This window comes from Methylorubrum populi, assembly GCF_002355515.1.
In the GTDB taxonomy this organism is placed as follows: Bacteria; Pseudomonadota; Alphaproteobacteria; order Rhizobiales; family Beijerinckiaceae; genus Methylobacterium; species Methylobacterium populi_A.
This window is the reverse complement of record NZ_AP014809.1, coordinates 2259357-2276869: the sequence shown is the minus strand read 5'-3', so window position 1 is coordinate 2276869 and position 17513 is coordinate 2259357. Positions and strand designations below refer to the sequence as shown.

Genomic DNA, 17513 nt, shown 5'->3' with positions numbered 1-17513 from the left:
CCGCCCGGAGGCGGGATCACACCGCCCGCAACGGCCCCTCCAGCACCCCGATGACGCGGGCGAGGTCGTTGCCGCGCTTCATCACGAGCCCGCTCGCCGCAATCACCGCGTAGGCGCCCTGGCGGCGGGCGAGCTTGGGATCCTTCTCGATCCGGTAGAGCGGCATCTCGGAGGTCCGGCGATAGATCGAGAACACCGCCTTGTCCCGGCGGAAATCGAGGGCGTAGTCGCGCCACTCGCCCTCGGCGACGCGCCGCCCGTAGAGATTGAAGATGGTTCGCAGCTCGTCGCGCTGGAAGGCGACTTGCGGGCTCGTCGAGGACGGAAACGGGATGACCTGACTGTCTCGGTCGTTCGAGCGGTGATCGACGCTCTGCCCCTCACTCATCGTCGCTCCCGTAGCGGTGCCGGCCTGTCTGCGGCGAGGGGAGATGATGGGACTCGTCGGAGGCGCCCGCAAGGTGCTTCGCCGGCCATCGTTCACCGCGAACGCCCGTCGGGCGATTTCGCACCGAGGCGCGAGACTCATGTGCGTCGCCGCACGGTGAGGTGGCAAACATCACGGTCTTGCCGCGATCCCGCCTTGCCATCGCCACCGCGAAACGCTTTCACTGTGACCTGAAACCTCGTCGGTCTGTCCACCGCGGCGGCGCCTGAACCCGAGCTCCCCAGCCCTCGGGCAATGCCGCGGATCCCGGCCAGCCGACACCCGGAGGTTTCGAGACCCAAGGACTTCAGGCGGCCTCCTCGGAGCGCCGCCCTTTTTTCGTGCCGATGCCGGGCATCGCGAACCCGCAACCACGAAGATCGAGAAGACCATCTTGGCAGCCGCGCCCGCCGGCGCGAGAAAGCGGCGGCGATGTCTCAGCTTCCCCCCTCCCTGTCGATCGGTCCGCCCGTCTTCGACGCGGCCTTCCGGGCACGCCTCGCGGATCTCTTCGCGTGGCGGCGGGACGTCCGGCGCTTTCGCGGCGACCCGGTCGACGAGGCCGTGCTGCGGACCTGCCTGGATCTCGCGACGCTGGCGCCCTCCGTCGGAAACAGCCAGCCCTGGCGGTTCGTGCGGGTCGCCGATGCCGGCCGGCGCGCGGCGGTCGCCGCGAGCTTCGAGCGCTGCAACGCCGCCGCCCGCGCGACCTACGCCGACGAGCGGAGCGCGCTCTATGCCCGCCTGAAGCTCGCGGGCCTGCGCGAGGCGCCGGTCCACCTCGCGGTGTTCTGCGATGGCGCGACGGAGGCCGGCCACGGCCTCGGCCGGGCGACCATGCCGGAGATGCTGCGCTACTCGGTGGCGGCCAGCATCCACGCCTTCTGGCTCGCCGCCCGCGCCCACGGACTCGGCGTCGGCTGGGTGTCGATCCTCGAGCCCGCCGCCGTGACGAAAGCCCTTGCCGTTCCGGGCGCGTGGGAGCTGATCGCCTATCTCTGCGTCGGCCATCCGGTCGAGGAGCATGCCGATCCGGAACTCGTCCGCCACGGCTGGCAGGACCGATGCCCGGAGGCGGGCCGGCTTCATGAGCGCTGAGGGCGTTGCCGGCAGGCAAACCCGTTACTTAAAATTTGCCGGAATCCCTGAGCCGGGGATTCGCCCTTCCCCCAAGAGCCCGTGCATGAGGCCCGCATTTCGCCGCGCGTAAAGCAGAACGGCAAGCTGGAACGTTGGATCGTCTTCGCCAGTTACGCTCCAGCTTGGAAAGGCGATCTTCGATGTTCGGAACAGACAAGTACAGGGCGCGTCTCGCGGGCGCGTTCGTGGCGGTGCTGTGCGCGGCGGGCGCCGCGCAGGCGCGGGAGATCGTCCCCTTCGCCGACGGGCTCGGAGCGGGCACGATCGTCGTGCGCACGAACGAGCGCCGGCTCTACCTCGTCAACGGCGACGGCACGGCGATCCGCTACCCCGTCGCGGTCGGCAAGCCGGGCAAGCAGTGGAGCGGCGCCACCCAGATCGACGGCAAGTATTACCAGCCCGATTGGTCGCCCCCGGCCGAAGTGAAGCGCGACCACCCGCGCCTGCCCAGCCTCATCCGCGGCGGCTCGCCGAGCAACCCGATGGGCGTGGCGGCGATGACCCTGCGCGGCGGCGAATACGCGATCCACGGCACCAACCGGCCGAATTCGATCGGCACCTTCGCCTCCTACGGTTGCATTCGCATGTACAATCAGGACATCGCCGACCTGTTCGAGCGTGTCTCCGTCGGCACGCAGGTGTATGTGATGCGCTGAAGCCGGGCATATCGCGCCGCAGGCTGCCGGCGGGCCTCCGCGCCCGCCGACTACGGGGACCGTCGGTGACCGCATCGCCCACCATCCTGATCGCCGATCCGGACGAGGAGATCCGCCTCGCCCTCGCGGAGGCGGTGACGCGGATCGATCCGGGGGCGAAGGTCATCGAGGCGGCCGACGGGAGCGCGCTGAACCGCGCGCTTGCCGGCAGCCGCATCGACCTGCTGTTCGTCGACGTGCTTCTACCGCAGACCAACGGTGCCGACATCCGCCGCTGGCGCGAGACCGGCAACCCGCAGGGGCTCGTCGTCCTCGTCACCGACATGCTCGCCCCCCGCTGGTCGGCCACGGCGCGGCGTGTCGGCGCCTACGACGTGATCCTCAAGCCGCTGGGCGACCTCCATATCGGCCGCCTGATGGCGGCCCACCGGATCCTGTCGCGCTCCCTCGACTGCCTCGTCGTCGATCCGGGTCAGGCGACGCGCATGCTGGTGCGCAAGCTTCTCGGGCAGAGCCACTTCTCGTTTCGCGTCCTGGAGGCGGCGGGCGGGCGGGACGCCGTCCGGCTGGTCGAGCGGGAGCCGGTCGATCTCGCCATCATCGAGATGAGCCTGCCCGACTATCCCGCCCTCGAGGTCGCCTGCCGCATCAACGACCGCCATCCCGCCGCCCGCATCCTGATGACGGGGCCGCGGATCGAGGAGGGCGTCCAGCGCCAGCTCGCGACCTTCGGCGCCTCGGGCTTCCTGGCCAAACCGTTCCAGTTCTTCGACATCGACAAGGCGGTGCACGAGAGCTTCGGGCTCTGGCATCCCTACCTCATCAACGCGCTCCGGCGCGAAAGCCTGCTCGACGCAGGGCCCGCCGTAGGGCAGACTGTCTAGCCCATCGTCTCGGGCGGGGCCTCCGGCTCTCGGGGGCCGACGGTGCAAAAACGAGAGACGAGCGCCCTCCGAGCCGGCACGGGCCGGCTCCGGAGCGCCGAACCGCCGCCATGGACAGAGCTTTCCGGCCGAGACCGATGCAGGACCAGACGCCGGACCGCCGCCCCGGCACGCAGCATCCCTACGCGCGGGCGCCTCAACGACCTCGTCCGGCGCATCGAGGACGCCCTGCGCAGCGGTGACGCGGTGCTCCAATCCAAGCTCGTGCTGCAATCGGCGGAACTGCTGACCAAGCGCTGGTCGCGCCTTCCTCCGCCGGACAAGCCCGCCTTCGATGCGCTGCTCGTGACCCTGTGCGGCCAGATCGATGCGGCGGCGCGCCGGGCCTTCGCCGAGCGGCTCGCCCCGTTGCGTCTCGGGCCGCCGCGCACCTCGCAGGTGCTCGCCCGGGATGCCTCGGCCGAGGTCGCGGCGCCGCTCCTCACGGGCGGCTCCAGTCTCGGCGACGACATCCTGGCCGAGGTCGCAACCTCAGGGAGCGACGGGCACCGCCGCGCCCTTGCGGCGCGGCCGAAGGTGCCCCCGGCGCTGACGAACCTGCTTTTGCGCCACGGCGATGGGCACATCGCCGCGCGGCTGCTCGACAATCCCGGCGCCGACTTCTCCGAGACCGGGTTTGCCGATCTGATGGCGCATTCCGAGCGGACGGAGGCGGTGACGCTGCGTCTTGCCCGCCGGCCGGACCTGCCGCCCGGGCTCACCCCGGTGCTTCTCACGCAAATGCGCCGACGGGCCGCCGAGGCGCTGGAGACCGATCTCGCCGAAGACCGCGCCGGGGCGGACCGCCTGCTGGACCGGGCGGCGGACACCCTGGTCCAGCCGGTGGCGGACGTCCGCGTCGCGCGGTTTTACGCCTCGCTCGACGTCATCGGCCGCCGGTTCGCCGGCGCGCGCCGCGGTCCGACATCGTCCGAACTCGAACGCTGGCTGACCCTGAACCGCATCGAGGACGGGCTCGCCGCCGTCGCCCACGCTGCCGGCCTCCCGTTGACCGCAGCCGTCGCCGCCTTCGATGCCCCCGCGCCGCTGGCACTCGCCGCGATCCTGCGCGGACTCGATCATCCCTGGCCGGTGCTGAAGGCGCTGCTCTCCCAGCGCTTCGGCGAGACGCTTCCTCCCGAAACGGCGGACGAGAGCTGGTGGCTTCACCGGCGTCTTCGGCCCGCCACGGCGCGCCGCCTGATCCGCTTCGCGGCGATGCCCCTGGGCTGCGCGGCCTTCCTCGACGCGGCCGAAGTGGATGACGGTCTGTCGACCGAAGAGCCCCTATAGGCTTACGCAACAGGACCTCGGCGCTGTTGCGTGCAACTCGATATTGGTCGGTTCGCCCTTGGCGAGGCAAGCGGATCGCCGGACGCAGGCCGGGCCACACGATCCCATATCGGAGCGTTTTCCCCGGCGCGGCTCGGGGGCGGCCCTTGCTTCGGCCGAAGCTCGAGCCTTCATGACCCGATCAACTCCGGACGTTGTGAGGTGCACACTCGTGGGTCCGGGTGCGGTCGCAAGGCAGCCCATCGCTGGGTCAGGCAAACACATTCCGAGCTGAGGCGGCGCGGGGGGCACCAAGAGGCGACATGCCAGGCAGCCTATGAAACGGCGGGGCAGCATCACGGTGCGAAAGAACGAGGATGAGGCACGAAATGAGGCAAGATCGCTGCGCCCCGCCCGAGCGGAGGGCTCCGGAGGCGTGAGCGGCCCCGATCCCGCGCGGGAGAGGCTCGGCTGGGCGGCGCAGCTCGCGCCGTTCTTCTGCCTCTACGTCACCTTCGGCACGACGCTCGGCTTCCTCATCAGCGGCGCGCCGCTGATCCTGCGGGCCCGTGGCATCGATCTCGCCGAGGTCGGGTTTCTCCAGCTCATCAACCTGCCGGTCGGGCTCACCTTCCTCTGGGCCGTGCCCGTGGACCGCATCCGCCTGCCGCGCCTGCCGCATCGGCTCGGCTGGATCGTGCTGATGCAGGGTTCGGCCATCGCCCTGCTTCTGATCCTGAGCCGGGGCGAGGCGTGGCCGCTGCCGCTGCTGTTCGGGCTCGCGCTGGCCACCTGCTTCTGCGTCGCCACCATGGACATCGCGCTGGAAGCCCTGGTGGTCGAGACGGTCGGTCCGGAGCGGCGGCCCTACGTCGCCTCGGCGAAGCTCTGCGGCGCCTCGCTTGGCGGCATCTTCGGCGCAGGCCTGCTGATCGCCGAGTATGACCGGATCGGCTGGGCCGGCGCCGTGCTCGCGGTGGCGGTCTTGAACGGGCTCTGCCTGCTGCCGATGCTGCGCTATCCCGAGCGGGCCCTGCGCCGGCCCTCCGCGGAGGGGCCGCGCGGCGCCCTGGCGCTCGGGCGCCTGCGTCGTCTCGGCGGGCGCGTGCTGGTGCTCGGCCTCTACTTCGCGGCGATGTTCGCGCTGACCGGCTCGAACAACCTCGCCCTGCTCGATCTCGGCGTGCCCCTCGGCGAGGTCGGACTCGTCACCGGCGGGCTGTCCTCGGGCATCAATCTCGTCATGGCGCTGGTCTCGGGTGTCCTCGTGCGGCGGATCGGCACGCTGCCGCTCATCACCGTCTCCGCCGCCGGCGTCGCGGCCTCCGGGCTGCTCATGCTGTGGGCGAGCGCCGCCGCCGCGCCCAATCTCGGCCTCGCCGCTTCGATCCTCGGCATCCTCTGCGGCGGCGGCCTCGGCGTCCCGGTCTTCAACATGATCTATCGCTGGGCCCAGGGGCCGCAGCCGGCGACCGATTACGCGCTCCTGTTCGGCGCCGCCTTCTTCGCCGCCATGCCGCTGCGGGTCGGGGCGCCGGCCTTCGCCGGGGCGGTCGGCTGGCCGGTCTACTTCGCCCTCGCGGTGCCGCTCTACGGCCTCGCCGTACTGCTCCTGCGCGGCGCCATCGCGCGCACGCTGAACGCCGACCGCGCGGCCGGCCGCGCGGTGTCGTGAGAGGCGCCCCGCGCGGCCGCGTCTGGCGCATCGAGGCCGGCTCGCCTATGCGCTGGACCATCGAATCCGCCCTCTTCCGGACAGAGACAGCCGTCACAGCCGCGCCATGCTGAAGGCCTTCCTCGCCTATTACCGGCCGCACAGGACCCTGTTCCTGGTGGATTTCGGCTGCGCCGTGCTCTCCGGCCTGCTCGAACTCGGCTTTCCGCTCGCGGTCAAAGCCTTCGTCGACCGCCTGCTGCCGCAGCAGGATTGGGGCCTGATCGGGCTCGCCGCCGCGGGGCTGACGCTGCTCTACGTCACCAATGCCGGCCTGATGGTGGTCGTCACCTATTGGGGCCACGTGCTCGGCATCAACATCGAGACGGAGATGCGCGCCCGCGCCTTCGATCACCTGCAGAAGCTCTCGTTCCGCTTCTTCGACGGGCAGAAGACCGGCCATCTCGTGGCCCGCGTCACCAAGGATCTGGAGGAGATCGGCGAGGTCGCCCATCACGGCCCCGAGGACGTGTTCATCGCCGTGATGACGCTGGTCGGCGCCTTCGTGCTGATGTTCCTCGTCCACCCGCCGCTGGCGCTGATGACGCTCGCCATCCTGCCGCTGATCGCCTTCGTCACCATCCGCTACGGCGGGCGCATGACCCGCAACTGGCAGGCGCAGTACGGGCGCGTCGGCGCCTTCAACGCCCGCATCGAGGAGAATGTCGGCGGCATCCGCGTGGTGAAGGCCTTCGCCAACGAGGCGCATGAGCGGGCGCTGTTCGCCTCCGACAACCTGAAATACCGCACGACCAAGCTCGAAGCCTACCGCCTCATGGCGGGCGCCCTGTCGATCAATTATCTGGGCCTGCGCCTCGTGCAGATCGTGGTGCTCCTCGGCGGCGCCGCCTTCGTGGTGCGCGGCGACCTGACGGCCGGCGGTTTCGTCGGCTTCCTGCTGCTGGTGGGCGTGTTCTACCGGCCGCTGGAAAAGATCGGCGCGGTGATCGAGACCTATCCGAAGGGCATCGCGGGCTTTCGCCGCTACCAGCAACTGCTTGCCACCGAGCCCGACATCGCCGACCGACCGGGCGCCGTCCCCGCCCCGCCGCTCAAGGGCGAGATCCGCTTCGAGGGCGTGCGCTTCGGCTACAGCCCGGACCGGCCGGTGCTCGACGGCGTCGATCTCACGATCCGCGCGGGCGAGACGGTGGCCTTCGTCGGCCCCTCGGGAGCCGGCAAGACGACGCTCCTCTCGCTGATCCCGCGCTTCTACGAGGCGGAAGGAGGGCGCATCACCATCGACGGCCACGACATCCGCGACCTGACGCTGGCCTCGCTGCGCGGCCAGATCGGCATCGTGCAGCAGGACGTGTTCCTGTTCGCCGGCACGATCCGCGAGAACATCGCCTATGGCCGGCTCGATGCGAGCGAGGCCGAGATCCTGGACGCCGCCGCCCGGGCCCGGCTCGACGGCCTGATCGCCGCCCTGCCCGAGGGGCTCGACACGGTGATCGGCGAGCGCGGGGTGAAGCTCTCGGGCGGCCAGAAGCAGCGGCTCGCCATCGCCCGCGCCTTCCTCAAGAACCCGCCGATCCTGATCCTCGACGAGGCGACCTCGGCGCTGGACACCCAGACCGAGCGGGAGATCCAGGCCTCGCTGTTCGAGCTGGCGGAGGGGCGCACGACCCTCGTCATCGCCCACCGCCTCGCGACGATCCGGCACGCCGACCGCATCGTGGTGGTGGCCGAGAACGGCATCGCCGAGCAGGGCCGCCACGACGCGCTCCTGGCCGCTGACGGCTATTACCGGCGCCTGCACGCGGCGCAGGTAGAAGAATCCCTTTCGACCGCGCCGCGCACCGCGGCGGAGTGAAGGTTTCCCCTCTCCCCCTGCGGGGAGGAGGCTTTCTCTCAGGCGCCCCGCTCGGCCTCGGCCAGCAGGCCGTCGACGAAACCCGGCAGGCCGGTGCGGCGGGTGCGCTTGAGGCGTTCGGCCGTCAGGATCGCCTGGAGCGCGCGGAAGGACTCGTCGAGGTCGTCGTTGACGATGACGTAGTCGTACTCGCTCCAGCGCTGCATCTCGTTGCGGGCATTGGCCAGCCGCCGCTCGATGGTCTCGGGCGAATCCTCCGCCCGCCGCTCCAGGCGGTTGCGCAATTCCGAAAAGCTCGGCGGCAGGATGAACACCGTCACCACGTCGTCCTGCAGCCGCTGCCGCACCTGGCGGGTGCCCTGGTAGTCGATGTCGAAGATCATGTCCCGGCCCTGGCTCAGGGTCTTCTCCACCGGGCGGCGGGGCGTGCCGTAGAAATTGCCGTGGACCTCGGCCCATTCGAGCAGGTCGTCGCGGGTGCGCAGATCCTCGAACGCCTCGCGGTCGATGAAGCGGTAGTGCCGCCCGTCGATCTCCGAGGGGCGGCGCGCCCGGGTCGTCACCGAGATCGACAGGTCGAGACCCCAGCCGCCGTCCTGGGCGATGGCGCGGGTCAGCGTGGTCTTGCCCGCGCCCGAGGGCGAGGACAGGATCAGGATCAGCCCGCGCCGGGCGATGTCCGGCCTGCCATGCGTGGCGTCCTGCGTCATCGGCCGTTCACTCCGCTGCCCACTGCTGGCGTCCTCACTCGACGTTCTGCACCTGCTCGCGGAATTGCTCCACCACGGCCTTCAAGTCGAGTCCGATCCGCGACAGGCTGATGTCGCCGGCCTTGGCGCAGAGCGTGTTGGCCTCGCGGCCGAGCTCCTGGGCCAGAAAATCGAGACGCCGTCCGATCGCGCCCCCTTTCGCCAGCAACTCGCCGGCGGCGGAGAGATGGGCGCGCAGGCGGTCGAGCTCCTCGCGCACGTCGGCCTTGGCGGCGAGCATCACCGCCTCCTGATGCAGGCGGTCGGGGTCGAGCCCCCCGGTGCCGACGAGCGCGGCCACCGACTCCGCGAGCCGGGCGCGCACCGCCTCGGGGCGGCGGGCGGGGCAATCCTCCGCAGCCTGTGTCAGGCGGGCGATGTCCGCGATTTGGTCGCTCACGATCGCGTGCAGCCGCGCGCCCTCCGCCCGGCGGGCGGCGACGAGATCGGCGACGAGGCCGTCGATCCCGGCGACGAGATCCCGGTTCAGCGCCTCCGGGTCGGCCCCGGCCTCGTTCTCCGTCTCGACGACACCGCGCACGGCGAGCAGCCCGTCGAAGGTCGCCGGACCGACGCCGGCGGGGCGCGGCACGCGGGCGACCGCCGCGGCGAGGCTCGCCAGCAGGCTCTCGTCGATGCGAACCTTGGCGGCGGCCTCGGGCCGGGTCAGCGTCAGGTTGAGCTGGCACTGCCCGCGGGCGAGCGCCTTGGACAGGGCAGCGCGGGCCGCCTCGCCCGCCGCGTCGAAGCCGTTCGGCACGCGCACGCGGATGTCGAGCCCGCGTCCGTTGACGGTGCGGATCTCCCACAGCCACTGCACCGCACCGGTCGTGCCGGCGCAGCGGGCAAAGCCCGTCATGCTCGCGATCGTCTCGCTGGCGAAAGTGTCTCTGCCGAAACTCTTGGCCAAGACGTGTCACTCCCCCGCAGATCCGCCCGGAATGACAATCCTTCCGCCCGCGCCCGCTCGCCGCGGGAACGATGGGGACCGGTCCGGCTTGTCCGGATACGCGCATTCCGTGAACGAGCGCAATGCGACGGCCCGCGAGAGGCAGGTCGCATCAGGAAGCCTGGGTTGGCTTTTGCGACGCAGCAACGACCGCAACGCCCTGTTCTGCACAAAAACTATGCAAGCCATATAACGATGCAATAGCCCAACGTCGAAGCAGGCACGAATACTGTGCATCAGCTTGACGCTTACTAGTCGTCTTTCTAACTTGAGGACGATCAAGAGGGCACCGAACAATCGAGCGGGGACCCATCCATGACGAACCCCTTCGACATCAAGAATCGCTTCCGCGCCCGCCTGCGCGCGGCCGACGCGCAGAAGCATCGCATCCGCGCCAAGCTTCTGCAGGAGGGCACGCGAGCCCTGGCTCCGATCATCGAAGCCTTGAACCTCATGGCCGAAGTGCTGGAGGAGGACGGCATCGAGCACGGCCGGATCACCTGCCCGGCCCCGGAGGTGGATCGCGACGACTTCGTCGGCTTCACCGCCACGCTGTACAATGGCGCCGATCAGGAACACCGGATCACCGTGAAATACGGCCCCGTACTGGGCGGTCGCAACTTCATCGCCGTGACGGGCCTCGGAGCGGAGTACAACGAGCGGCTCCTCACCCTGGCCAGCAACGCCGCGCCGAGCCTGGGCCGTTCGGTCGGCAACGACGTGCATGTCGAAGCGGATCGCGGCGCCGACCTCGCGGAGATCATGCGGGAGATGATCGAGGACTTCTTCGCCGGCCACAGCGAGCCGCCGATCCGCACCGGAGCCTCCGAGGCGCGCGGCCGGCTGGCGCTCGTTCAGTAGGATTTCGCGGGACGCCGCGCCGCCGGGAACGGGCGGCGGCCTTGCCGGCAGCTGGAGGTTGCGCAATCATCGGCGGGATCGCCGTTGAAGTGGCAATGATTCGAGCACGGCTGGGAGCGATGGACTCCATCGACAGCGAGGGGTGCGACGAGGACTGGGATCAGGACCTCGCCGATGATCTGATCGGATCAAGTCTCCTCGTCGGCCTGACCTATGTCGACCCCGAGGGCGCCCTGCTCGGTCGGCGCCAGGTCTTCGGAATTGTCGAGACGGTCGATGCCGAGGCGGGCATCGTCATTCGGACCGGCGACGGGCACGCGCCCTTCACCGTCGCCCCCCTGCTCGACGCGATCGAGGTGGGCGAGCCGGGCCTCTATCAACTCGCGGATCAGGACCGGGTCGTCGAGAACCCGGATTTCACCGCCCTCTTCACCGTCACCAGACCGCGCCGGAACTGACGCCCCTCCTCACGGATCGAGACGGCGGGCGCGGGCCGCGCGGGCCATGGCGATGAGTTCGTTCGCGGTGAGGCTGCGCGGCGGCAGGCGCGTCTCGGGCTCGATCGGGTGCAGCTCGACCGTTCGCCGGTCCAGCGGCGACGGCACGGCGGAAGGCGCGCCCGGCTTCCAGCTCGGCCAGAGACTGCGAATCCGAGAACGCTTCCTGGTCGCCGATACCGCCATGCCGCCTCCGAAGCCGATCGCTTAAGAGGATGATAACCAAGCCTGGCGGCGAGAAACATTCTTGACGCGCGCCGATGTGGTGCTTCGCCGATTCTTTTGTCGGCTCTGCGTCGCGACGGCGGGGACTGCGCGGCAGAAGAATGCGCACCAACGAGAAGGGCGGGCGCGATCCTGCACGATCGCGCCCGCCCCGCCCGACTCCCAATCGATCGGATCCGCGGCTACTCCGCCGCGTCGAGGCGCGGGCGCTCGATCTCGGCGCGCTCGCGCTTGACCAGCTCGGCGGTGAGGAAGGCCACCTCCAGCGCCTGCTCCGCGTTGAGGCGCGGGTCGCAGTAGGTGTGGTAGCGGTCCTGCAGGTCGTCGGCCGTCAGCGCCCGGGCGCCGCCGGTGCATTCGGTGACGTCCTTGCCGGTCATCTCGAGATGGATGCCGCCGGCGATCGTGCCCTCCGCGCGGTGCACGCCGAAGAAGCCCTCGATCTCCTGCATCACCCGCTCGAACGGCCGGGTCTTGTAGCGGCCCGCGGCGATGGTGTTGCCGTGCATCGGGTCGCAGACCCACACCACGTTGCGGCCCTCGCGCTGCACCGTGCGGATCAGGTTCGGCAGGTGGTCGCCGACCTTCTCCGCGCCGAAGCGGCAGATCAGGCTGAGGCGGCCGGCCTCGTTCTCCGGGTTGAGGAGGTCGATCAGCCGGATCAGCCCCTCGGCCGTGGTCGAGGGCCCGCATTTGAGGCCGATCGGGTTCTTGATGCCGCGGGCATATTCCACGTGGGCGTGGTCCGGCTGGCGGGTGCGGTCGCCGATCCAGAGCATGTGGCCCGAGGTGGCGTACCAGTCGCCGCTCGTCGAATCGACGCGGGTCAGCGACTCCTCGTAGCCGAGCAGCAGCGCCTCGTGGCTGGTGTAGAAGTCCGTGGTGCGGACCTCCTGGTGCGTCTCCGGATTGATGCCGATGGCGCGCATGAAGTCGAGCGCGTCCGACATCCGCTCGGCGACATCCCGGTAGCGCGAGGATTGCGGGCTGTCCTTCACGAAGCCGAGCATCCAGCGGTGCGCGTTCTCGAGGTTGGCGTAGCCGCCGGTGGCGAAGGCGCGCAGCAGGTTCAGCGTCGCCGCCGATTGCCGGTAGGCTTCGAGCTGGCGCTTCGGATCGGGGATCCGGGCCTCTTCCGTGAAGGTCAGGCCGTTGATGATGTCGCCGCGGTAGCTCGGCAGCGACACGCCCTCCAGCGTCTCCGTCGGCGAGGAGCGCGGCTTGGCGAACTGCCCGGCGATGCGGCCGACCTTCACCACGGGCGAGCCGCCCGCGAAGGTGAGCACCATCGCCATCTGCAGGAAGACGCGGAAGAAATCGCGGATGTTGTCGGCCGAGTGCTCGTCGAAGCTCTCGGCGCAGTCGCCGCCTTGCAGCAGGAAGGCTTCGCCCGCACCGACGCGCGCCAAGGCGGACTTCAGCTTGCGCGCCTCACCGGCAAAGACGAGCGGCGGAAAGCTCGCGAGCTGCGCCTCGACGGCCTGAAGAGCGCCCGCGTCCGGATAGGACGGGACCTGCTGGATCGGCAGGTTGCGCCAGGTTTTCGGGGTCCACCGCTCGGCCATGATACTCTCTCCGCTCACCCCACCGGGTGATGCGCGCGGGCCCTCCCGCCTCGCGCGAAGCCGGGCTTATAGAGCGGTTTTTTGCCAGTGGCGAGTTGGCTGTTCCCGGGGCCGGCGGGTTCGCGGGGCCGATCCGGGCGATGGCGCGGCCGTCACCAGATCCAGTCCGGCCCCGGCGCAGGTTCCGTGCAGGTATCGTCGAAGGGCCAACGGTCGTGATGAGACTTTCCGGTGCGGACGAAGCAGCGATAGGTCAGCAATTCGATTCGCTCGGCCTCCGTGAGATCCATGCAGTCCGGTGATAGAGATCGCGGCAGGGATTCAGGATCGGGCGGCGTGACAGCCCCCAGAACCGCCCGGCCGTCCACGTTGTAGCGCAGCACCGCGCCGTCGGCGTAGTCGCGGCGGAACGCGGTCGCCCATTGCGAGTTGCTGCCCCAGCCGTGCGAGAGGTCCCGCGCCGGACGGCGGGCGCGATTCCACGCGAAGTACAGGGTCGAACCCGTGGCGAGGCCCGGATCGAGCCGGGCGCGGGGCCCGCATCGTATCCCGACGCCGGCACGGGCGAAGACGAGATCCCCGAACCACAGGCCAGGCCAGATCTCTTCCTCGACGAGGATCGCCTCGCCCAGCGCCGGATCGCGCTCGGCACGGACCACCTCGTGGAAGAAGGGGTGATAGCAGGATTGGACCTGCATCGGTGCCATGCCGAAGGCGCCGAAGAAGTCGATCAGCGCATCGCGCGCAAGGGCGGCCGATGCGAGCGCATGCAGCCTGGGCGGACAGGTGTCCGAGAGGCCGATGCGAGCCTGGACGCCGAGGATCAGCCGCTCGAACACGCGACTGAGGGCATAGAGGGTGAACAGATCGTTCCACGCGCCGCACCCGCAGGGGACCGGGGGTGCGGATGCGAAGCGGCGATAGCGGGCATAGGCCGTCGCGAAGCCGGGCCCGTTGGACATCGCCGGCACCAGTGCCCTCTCGACGAAGCCGCAACGCCGTGAGTCATGCTGCGTGATACTCTCGAAGAGCGCCGGGCCTCCCGCGGTCCGAACCCCGACCGGCTGCCTATGTCCGGCTCGGCCGCATACCGGCTCTCCCGCCCGCCGCGCGCCATGATGACTCCCCCTCCCGGCCGCGCTGTTCCCTCAGGCCGAACCTTGGGTGACGGCATCCAATTGGCTGCTCCCGCACGGTCCTGCGGCATGAGAGCGGCATGAGAGCAGCCGCCGCCACGGGCCGCAAGGCGGCGCGCGCTGGGCGGCGTGATGGGCGGCATCCTCCCCTCCCCGGCGCGCCGGCACGGCTTCCTGCCGGGCCGCGACCTATCGCGGCAGCGCCGTACCGGCGAGCAGGCCGACGAGTTCGGCTTGGCGCGAGACGCCGGTCTTCTGGAAGACGCGCTTGAGCACGGTGCGGGCGGTGCTGGGGGTGATGCCAAGCTTGGCCGCAGCCGGAACCGGCGCGTCGCCCGCGGCGATCAGAGCCGCGAGCCGGGCCTCCGCCGGCGTCAGGTCGAACAGACCCTGGACAACCTCCGCGCCGGGCACGTCGCGGGCGACGACCGGGGTAGCGACGAGCACGAAGCGGGCGCGGGCGAACACGTCGTGGGCCGCACCCCGGATCGGCACGAGATGCAGGATCACCGGGGGCCGATCCTCCCGCGCCGCGATCGGAATCGAGCGCACCGGCTGTTCCTCGGCCGAGCGCTCCAGGGCCTCGCGCAGCAGCCGGTCGGCGGCCGGGTCGACGGCGGCGAGCCGCGAGGGTTGGTCACTCAGGGTATGGGGCATCATCGCCACGAGGGAGGGATTGGCGCCGATGAGGCGCCCGCCGCTCCCGAGCACTGCGGCGGGCAGGCCGAGCGCTTCGAGCGTCCGGGTGGTGGTGGCGACCCGCTCCATCTCCAGCCGTGCGGAGAGCAGGGCGGCCCGGGCGAGATGGGGGCGCAGACCGTTGAGCGCGGCCAGCGTCTGCGGGCCGAAATCCCCCTCTGCCCGGGCGCGCTCGCAATGGACGATCACGCTGTCGCCGCTCGGGACCAGGACGGTCGTCGCGGTTCCGGCGCCGTAACCCCGCGGGATCAGGAAGTCCTGATAGAGCGGCAGCGTCGCGATCTCCTCCTCCGTCACGACATCGAGGTCGTTGAGAAAGCCCGGATGGCGCAAATCCAGCAGCCGCCCGGTGCGGACATTGCCGGGAAAGCGCAGGTGCTCGGCAACGAGGAGATCGAATTCCGGCGAGGTCGTCACGACGTCGCGAAAATGCGTTCCGGTCGTGACGATCATCACCGCCTCCCGTGCTCGGGCGAAGCGGGCAAGTCCGCTCAGCACGTCGCGCCACAGCTCGGGCACGGCCGCCGCCTCGTAGATCCGGTCGATCAGGGCCGCGCCCTCCGGCGACAGGGCGGCCGGCTCGATCGAGACCGGGCGGGGGAGGGGAATGGAGCGGGGATGGATCGTCATGGACCGGAAAAGAAACGTGGGACAATCGCGGTCATACAGCGGGACTTTGGCGCCTTCGCAAGCATTTGGATACCGTATGCAGCCCGAAGAGGCGGGATTTTCTTCGCATCTCTCCACGGCAAAATCGGATTGCCTTCACTCACATCCAGTCTCCGGCACCTCGCTCATCACGCGACCTCCGAAAACGCGCTTCGAGTTCCCGTCTTTACAGCGGTTTCTCGATGGAAATGAGGTACCGCCGCCGAAGCGCTCCCCTTGCCGATTGCGGAAACAGGAGAGCGACCGCGGCACGGCTCGCAGACGGGCGGAAACTTGCCGGCCGGATCCGGTGTCGGACGATTGCCGCAGCCGCCCAGCGACCGAGATCACCGGGAAGGCGAACGGCCGAGCGTAACGGGTAAGAGACAGGGGAGAGATCCATGCGGCTCCAGGTTCTCGGCTGCGGCGACGCCTTCGGCTCGGGCGGGCGCTTCAACACCTGCTTCCACGTCGATCCGTCGGCCGCTGCCGACGGGGATGCCTTCCTCATCGATTGCGGCGCCTCCTCGCTCATCGCCATCCGCCGCTTCGGCGTCGATCCGAACCGGATCCGCACGGTGTTCCTGACCCATCTCCACGGCGACCATTTCGGCGGCCTGCCCTGGCTGATCCTCGACGGGCAGCTCGTCAGCGGGCGCACGCAGCCGCTGACCGTCGTCGGGCCGCCGGGCACGGCCGAGCGGCTTCAGGCGGCGATGGAGGTGCTGTTTCCCGGCTCAAGCACCGCCGAGCGCCGCTTCGCGGTCGAGGTCGTAGAGATGGAGGCCGGGCGGCCGGTCGAGACCGGGGGCGTGCGCACCACCGCCTTCACCATGCGCCACCCCTCCGGCGCCCCCGCGCACGCCCTGCGGATCGAGGCCGCGGGCAAGGTCGTGAGCTATACCGGCGACACCGAATGGGTGGAGGACATCGTCGCGGCGGGGCGCAGGGCGGATCTGATGATCGCCGAGAGCTACACCGTGGAGCGGCCGGTCAAGTTCCACCTCGACTGGGCGACGCTGAAGCGGCGCCTGCCCGAGATCGCCCCACAGCGGGTGATGCTCACCCATATGAGCCCGGAGATGATCGCCCACCCGCCGGACGGCTACATCGCCGCGGAGGACGGGCTCGTCCTCACGCTTTGACCCCGCCCCCCGTGGTGGTCGCGATCAGCGCTTACGCACGAATTCCGTGCGCAGGACGAGGCCCTTGATGCTGTCGTGTCGGCAATCGATCTCCTCCGGATCGTCGGTGAGGCGGATCGACCGGATGACGGTGCCCTGTTTCAGGGTCTGGTTCGCACCCTTGACCTTGAGATCCTTGATCAGGGTGACCGCATCGCCGTCGGCCAGGATGTTGCCGGCAGCGTCGCGGACAGGTGCCCTCGCAGCCGGTGTCTCGGCCACCGCGCCAGCGGGGCGCCATTCGCCGAGCGCTTCGTCGTAGATGTAGGCGTCGTCCGTATCCGGCATCGTCGGGCTCCTGGCGGTCACGCCGCCGTGAGCGCGGCCATAGCGGCGCCTTGGGCGGGCCGACAAGCGCGTTGCGGGCATAGCTCCGAACCGACTACCGTTCCGCGAGCCGGTACCGGGTGTTGCGAGGATCACCGTTGCCTGCGTGTCATCCCGCCCGGGTAGACAGCCCAACCCCATGCTTACGACCGGAGAAACACCGACCATGCGCCAGGAACTGCTCTCCGGACTGCTCGGCCTCGGCCTGCTCTGCGCGCCGGCCCTCGTCGCGGGCACCGCTCCCGCCTCGGCGCAGGCGCCCGCCAAGCCGGCCGCCCCGGCCGTCACCGCCGATCCCGAGCGTCTGGCCGCCGCCCGTGAGGTCGTCGCCGCCGCGCAGGGAGACCGGGCCGCCGTGCTCGCCGCGATGAAGGCGCCGATGGCCGGCGTGATGCAGCAGATGGGCATCACCGACCCGAAGAAGGCCCAGGTGATGGTGGACGAGGTCGTCCTGCCCACGCTCTCCGAACATTACGACGACCTGCTGGCGGTCCAGGCCCTCAGCTTCGCCTCCGTCCTCTCGAAGGAGGATCTGAAGGCGGTCGCCAGCTTCTACGCCACGCCGGCGGGCAAGAACCTCGTCAAGGCGCAGCCGCAACTGAGCCAGGCGATGCTGACGGGCATGCAGCAATGGATGGGCACGCTGATGCCGGAGCTGAAGGACAAGGTCGAGAAGGCCGCCGCGGCGCATGGCTGGGCGAACGAGGGCAAGCGGCGCTGAGGTT

General features: G+C 70.0%; 18 protein-coding genes. 10 read left to right on the top strand and 8 right to left on the bottom strand.

The window, feature by feature from the left end; all coding sequences use genetic code 11:
- Window positions 1–16: 16 nt before the first annotated feature.
- A complete protein-coding gene (locus tag MPPM_RS10440; RefSeq protein WP_096485005.1) occupies window positions 17–388 on the bottom strand; it encodes a DUF2794 domain-containing protein in 372 nt (123 codons plus the stop codon).
- 471 nt (window positions 389–859) lie between these two features.
- Here MPPM_RS10440 and bluB point away from each other — a divergent pair, with 471 nt between their 5' ends.
- The 6 genes from bluB (at window position 860) to MPPM_RS10410 (ending at window position 7948) form a co-directional block, all read left to right on the top strand.
- Window positions 860–1525 carry a 5,6-dimethylbenzimidazole synthase gene (bluB, locus tag MPPM_RS10435; protein ID WP_096485004.1) on the top strand — a complete coding sequence of 222 codons (666 nt, stop codon included), beginning with the start codon at window positions 860–862 and terminating at the stop codon, window positions 1523–1525.
- A 182-nt stretch (window positions 1526–1707) separates the two neighbouring features.
- Window positions 1708–2223 (top strand): L,D-transpeptidase, encoded by a 516-nt coding sequence (locus tag MPPM_RS10430; RefSeq protein ID WP_096485003.1) that lies wholly within the window; start codon window positions 1708–1710, stop codon window positions 2221–2223.
- A 65-nt stretch (window positions 2224–2288) separates the two neighbouring features.
- On the top strand, window positions 2289–3107 hold the full coding sequence (locus MPPM_RS10425) for a response regulator (protein WP_096485002.1): 819 nt from the start codon (window positions 2289–2291) through the stop codon (window positions 3105–3107).
- 246 nt (window positions 3108–3353) lie between these two features.
- Window positions 3354–4439 (top strand): DUF2336 domain-containing protein, encoded by a 1086-nt coding sequence (locus MPPM_RS10420; RefSeq protein ID WP_244573533.1) that lies wholly within the window; start codon window positions 3354–3356, stop codon window positions 4437–4439.
- Window positions 4440–4854: 415 nt separating this feature from the next.
- Window positions 4855–6093, top strand: coding sequence for an MFS transporter (locus MPPM_RS10415; RefSeq protein ID WP_096485001.1), 1239 nt, complete (start codon window positions 4855–4857; stop codon window positions 6091–6093).
- 106 nt (window positions 6094–6199) lie between these two features.
- A complete protein-coding gene (locus tag MPPM_RS10410; protein ID WP_096485000.1) occupies window positions 6200–7948 on the top strand; it encodes an ABC transporter ATP-binding protein in 1749 nt (582 codons plus the stop codon).
- A gap of 38 nt (window positions 7949–7986) precedes the next feature.
- Here the strand turns inward: MPPM_RS10410 and gmk are convergent, their stop codons facing one another.
- Both gmk and MPPM_RS10400 read right to left on the bottom strand, forming a co-directional pair.
- On the bottom strand, window positions 7987–8658 hold the full coding sequence (gene gmk / locus MPPM_RS10405; RefSeq protein ID WP_096484999.1) for a guanylate kinase: 672 nt from the start codon (window positions 8656–8658) through the stop codon (window positions 7987–7989).
- A 34-nt stretch (window positions 8659–8692) separates the two neighbouring features.
- Window positions 8693–9556: a YicC/YloC family endoribonuclease gene (locus MPPM_RS10400; RefSeq protein ID WP_096487805.1), complete on the bottom strand. Its 864-nt coding sequence runs from the start codon at window positions 9554–9556 to the stop codon at window positions 8693–8695.
- Between the two features lie 405 nt (window positions 9557–9961).
- On the opposite strand from MPPM_RS10400, the gene MPPM_RS10395 reads away from it, so the two are divergent.
- Window positions 9962–10507: a hypothetical protein gene (locus tag MPPM_RS10395; RefSeq protein ID WP_096484998.1), complete on the top strand. Its 546-nt coding sequence runs from the start codon at window positions 9962–9964 to the stop codon at window positions 10505–10507.
- Window positions 10508–10626: 119 nt separating this feature from the next.
- Window positions 10627–10965, top strand: coding sequence for a hypothetical protein (locus MPPM_RS10390; protein ID WP_096484997.1), 339 nt, complete (start codon window positions 10627–10629; stop codon window positions 10963–10965).
- 9 nt (window positions 10966–10974) lie between these two features.
- Here MPPM_RS10390 and MPPM_RS28875 read toward each other — a convergent pair whose 3' ends face one another.
- The 4 genes from MPPM_RS28875 to MPPM_RS10370 all read right to left on the bottom strand — a co-directional run bounded on the left by MPPM_RS28875 (window position 10975) and on the right by MPPM_RS10370 (window position 15259).
- Complete coding sequence (locus tag MPPM_RS28875) at window positions 10975–11112, bottom strand: hypothetical protein (protein ID WP_244573532.1); 138 nt, start codon at window positions 11110–11112, stop codon at window positions 10975–10977.
- A 299-nt stretch (window positions 11113–11411) separates the two neighbouring features.
- Complete coding sequence (locus tag MPPM_RS10380; protein WP_096484995.1) at window positions 11412–12794, bottom strand: class II 3-deoxy-7-phosphoheptulonate synthase; 1383 nt, start codon at window positions 12792–12794, stop codon at window positions 11412–11414.
- A gap of 152 nt (window positions 12795–12946) precedes the next feature.
- Complete coding sequence (locus MPPM_RS10375; RefSeq protein ID WP_157914164.1) at window positions 12947–13765, bottom strand: hypothetical protein; 819 nt, start codon at window positions 13763–13765, stop codon at window positions 12947–12949.
- A 354-nt stretch (window positions 13766–14119) separates the two neighbouring features.
- The gene (locus MPPM_RS10370) at window positions 14120–15259 is read right to left on the bottom strand and encodes a helix-turn-helix transcriptional regulator (protein ID WP_096484993.1); all 1140 of its coding nucleotides are present in this window, start codon (window positions 15257–15259) and stop codon (window positions 14120–14122) included.
- Between the two features lie 419 nt (window positions 15260–15678).
- Between MPPM_RS10370 and MPPM_RS10365 the strand changes: the two genes are divergently transcribed.
- Window positions 15679–16422 carry an MBL fold metallo-hydrolase gene (locus MPPM_RS10365; RefSeq protein WP_096484992.1) on the top strand — a complete coding sequence of 248 codons (744 nt, stop codon included), beginning with the start codon at window positions 15679–15681 and terminating at the stop codon, window positions 16420–16422.
- Between the two features lie 24 nt (window positions 16423–16446).
- On the opposite strand, the gene MPPM_RS10360 is transcribed toward MPPM_RS10365, so the two are convergent.
- The gene (locus tag MPPM_RS10360; protein ID WP_096484991.1) at window positions 16447–16749 is read right to left on the bottom strand and encodes an alkylphosphonate utilization protein; all 303 of its coding nucleotides are present in this window, start codon (window positions 16747–16749) and stop codon (window positions 16447–16449) included.
- A gap of 205 nt (window positions 16750–16954) precedes the next feature.
- Here MPPM_RS10360 and MPPM_RS10355 point away from each other — a divergent pair, with 205 nt between their 5' ends.
- Window positions 16955–17509: a DUF2059 domain-containing protein gene (locus MPPM_RS10355; RefSeq protein ID WP_096484990.1), complete on the top strand. Its 555-nt coding sequence runs from the start codon at window positions 16955–16957 to the stop codon at window positions 17507–17509.
- Window positions 17510–17513: the final 4 nt, after the last annotated feature.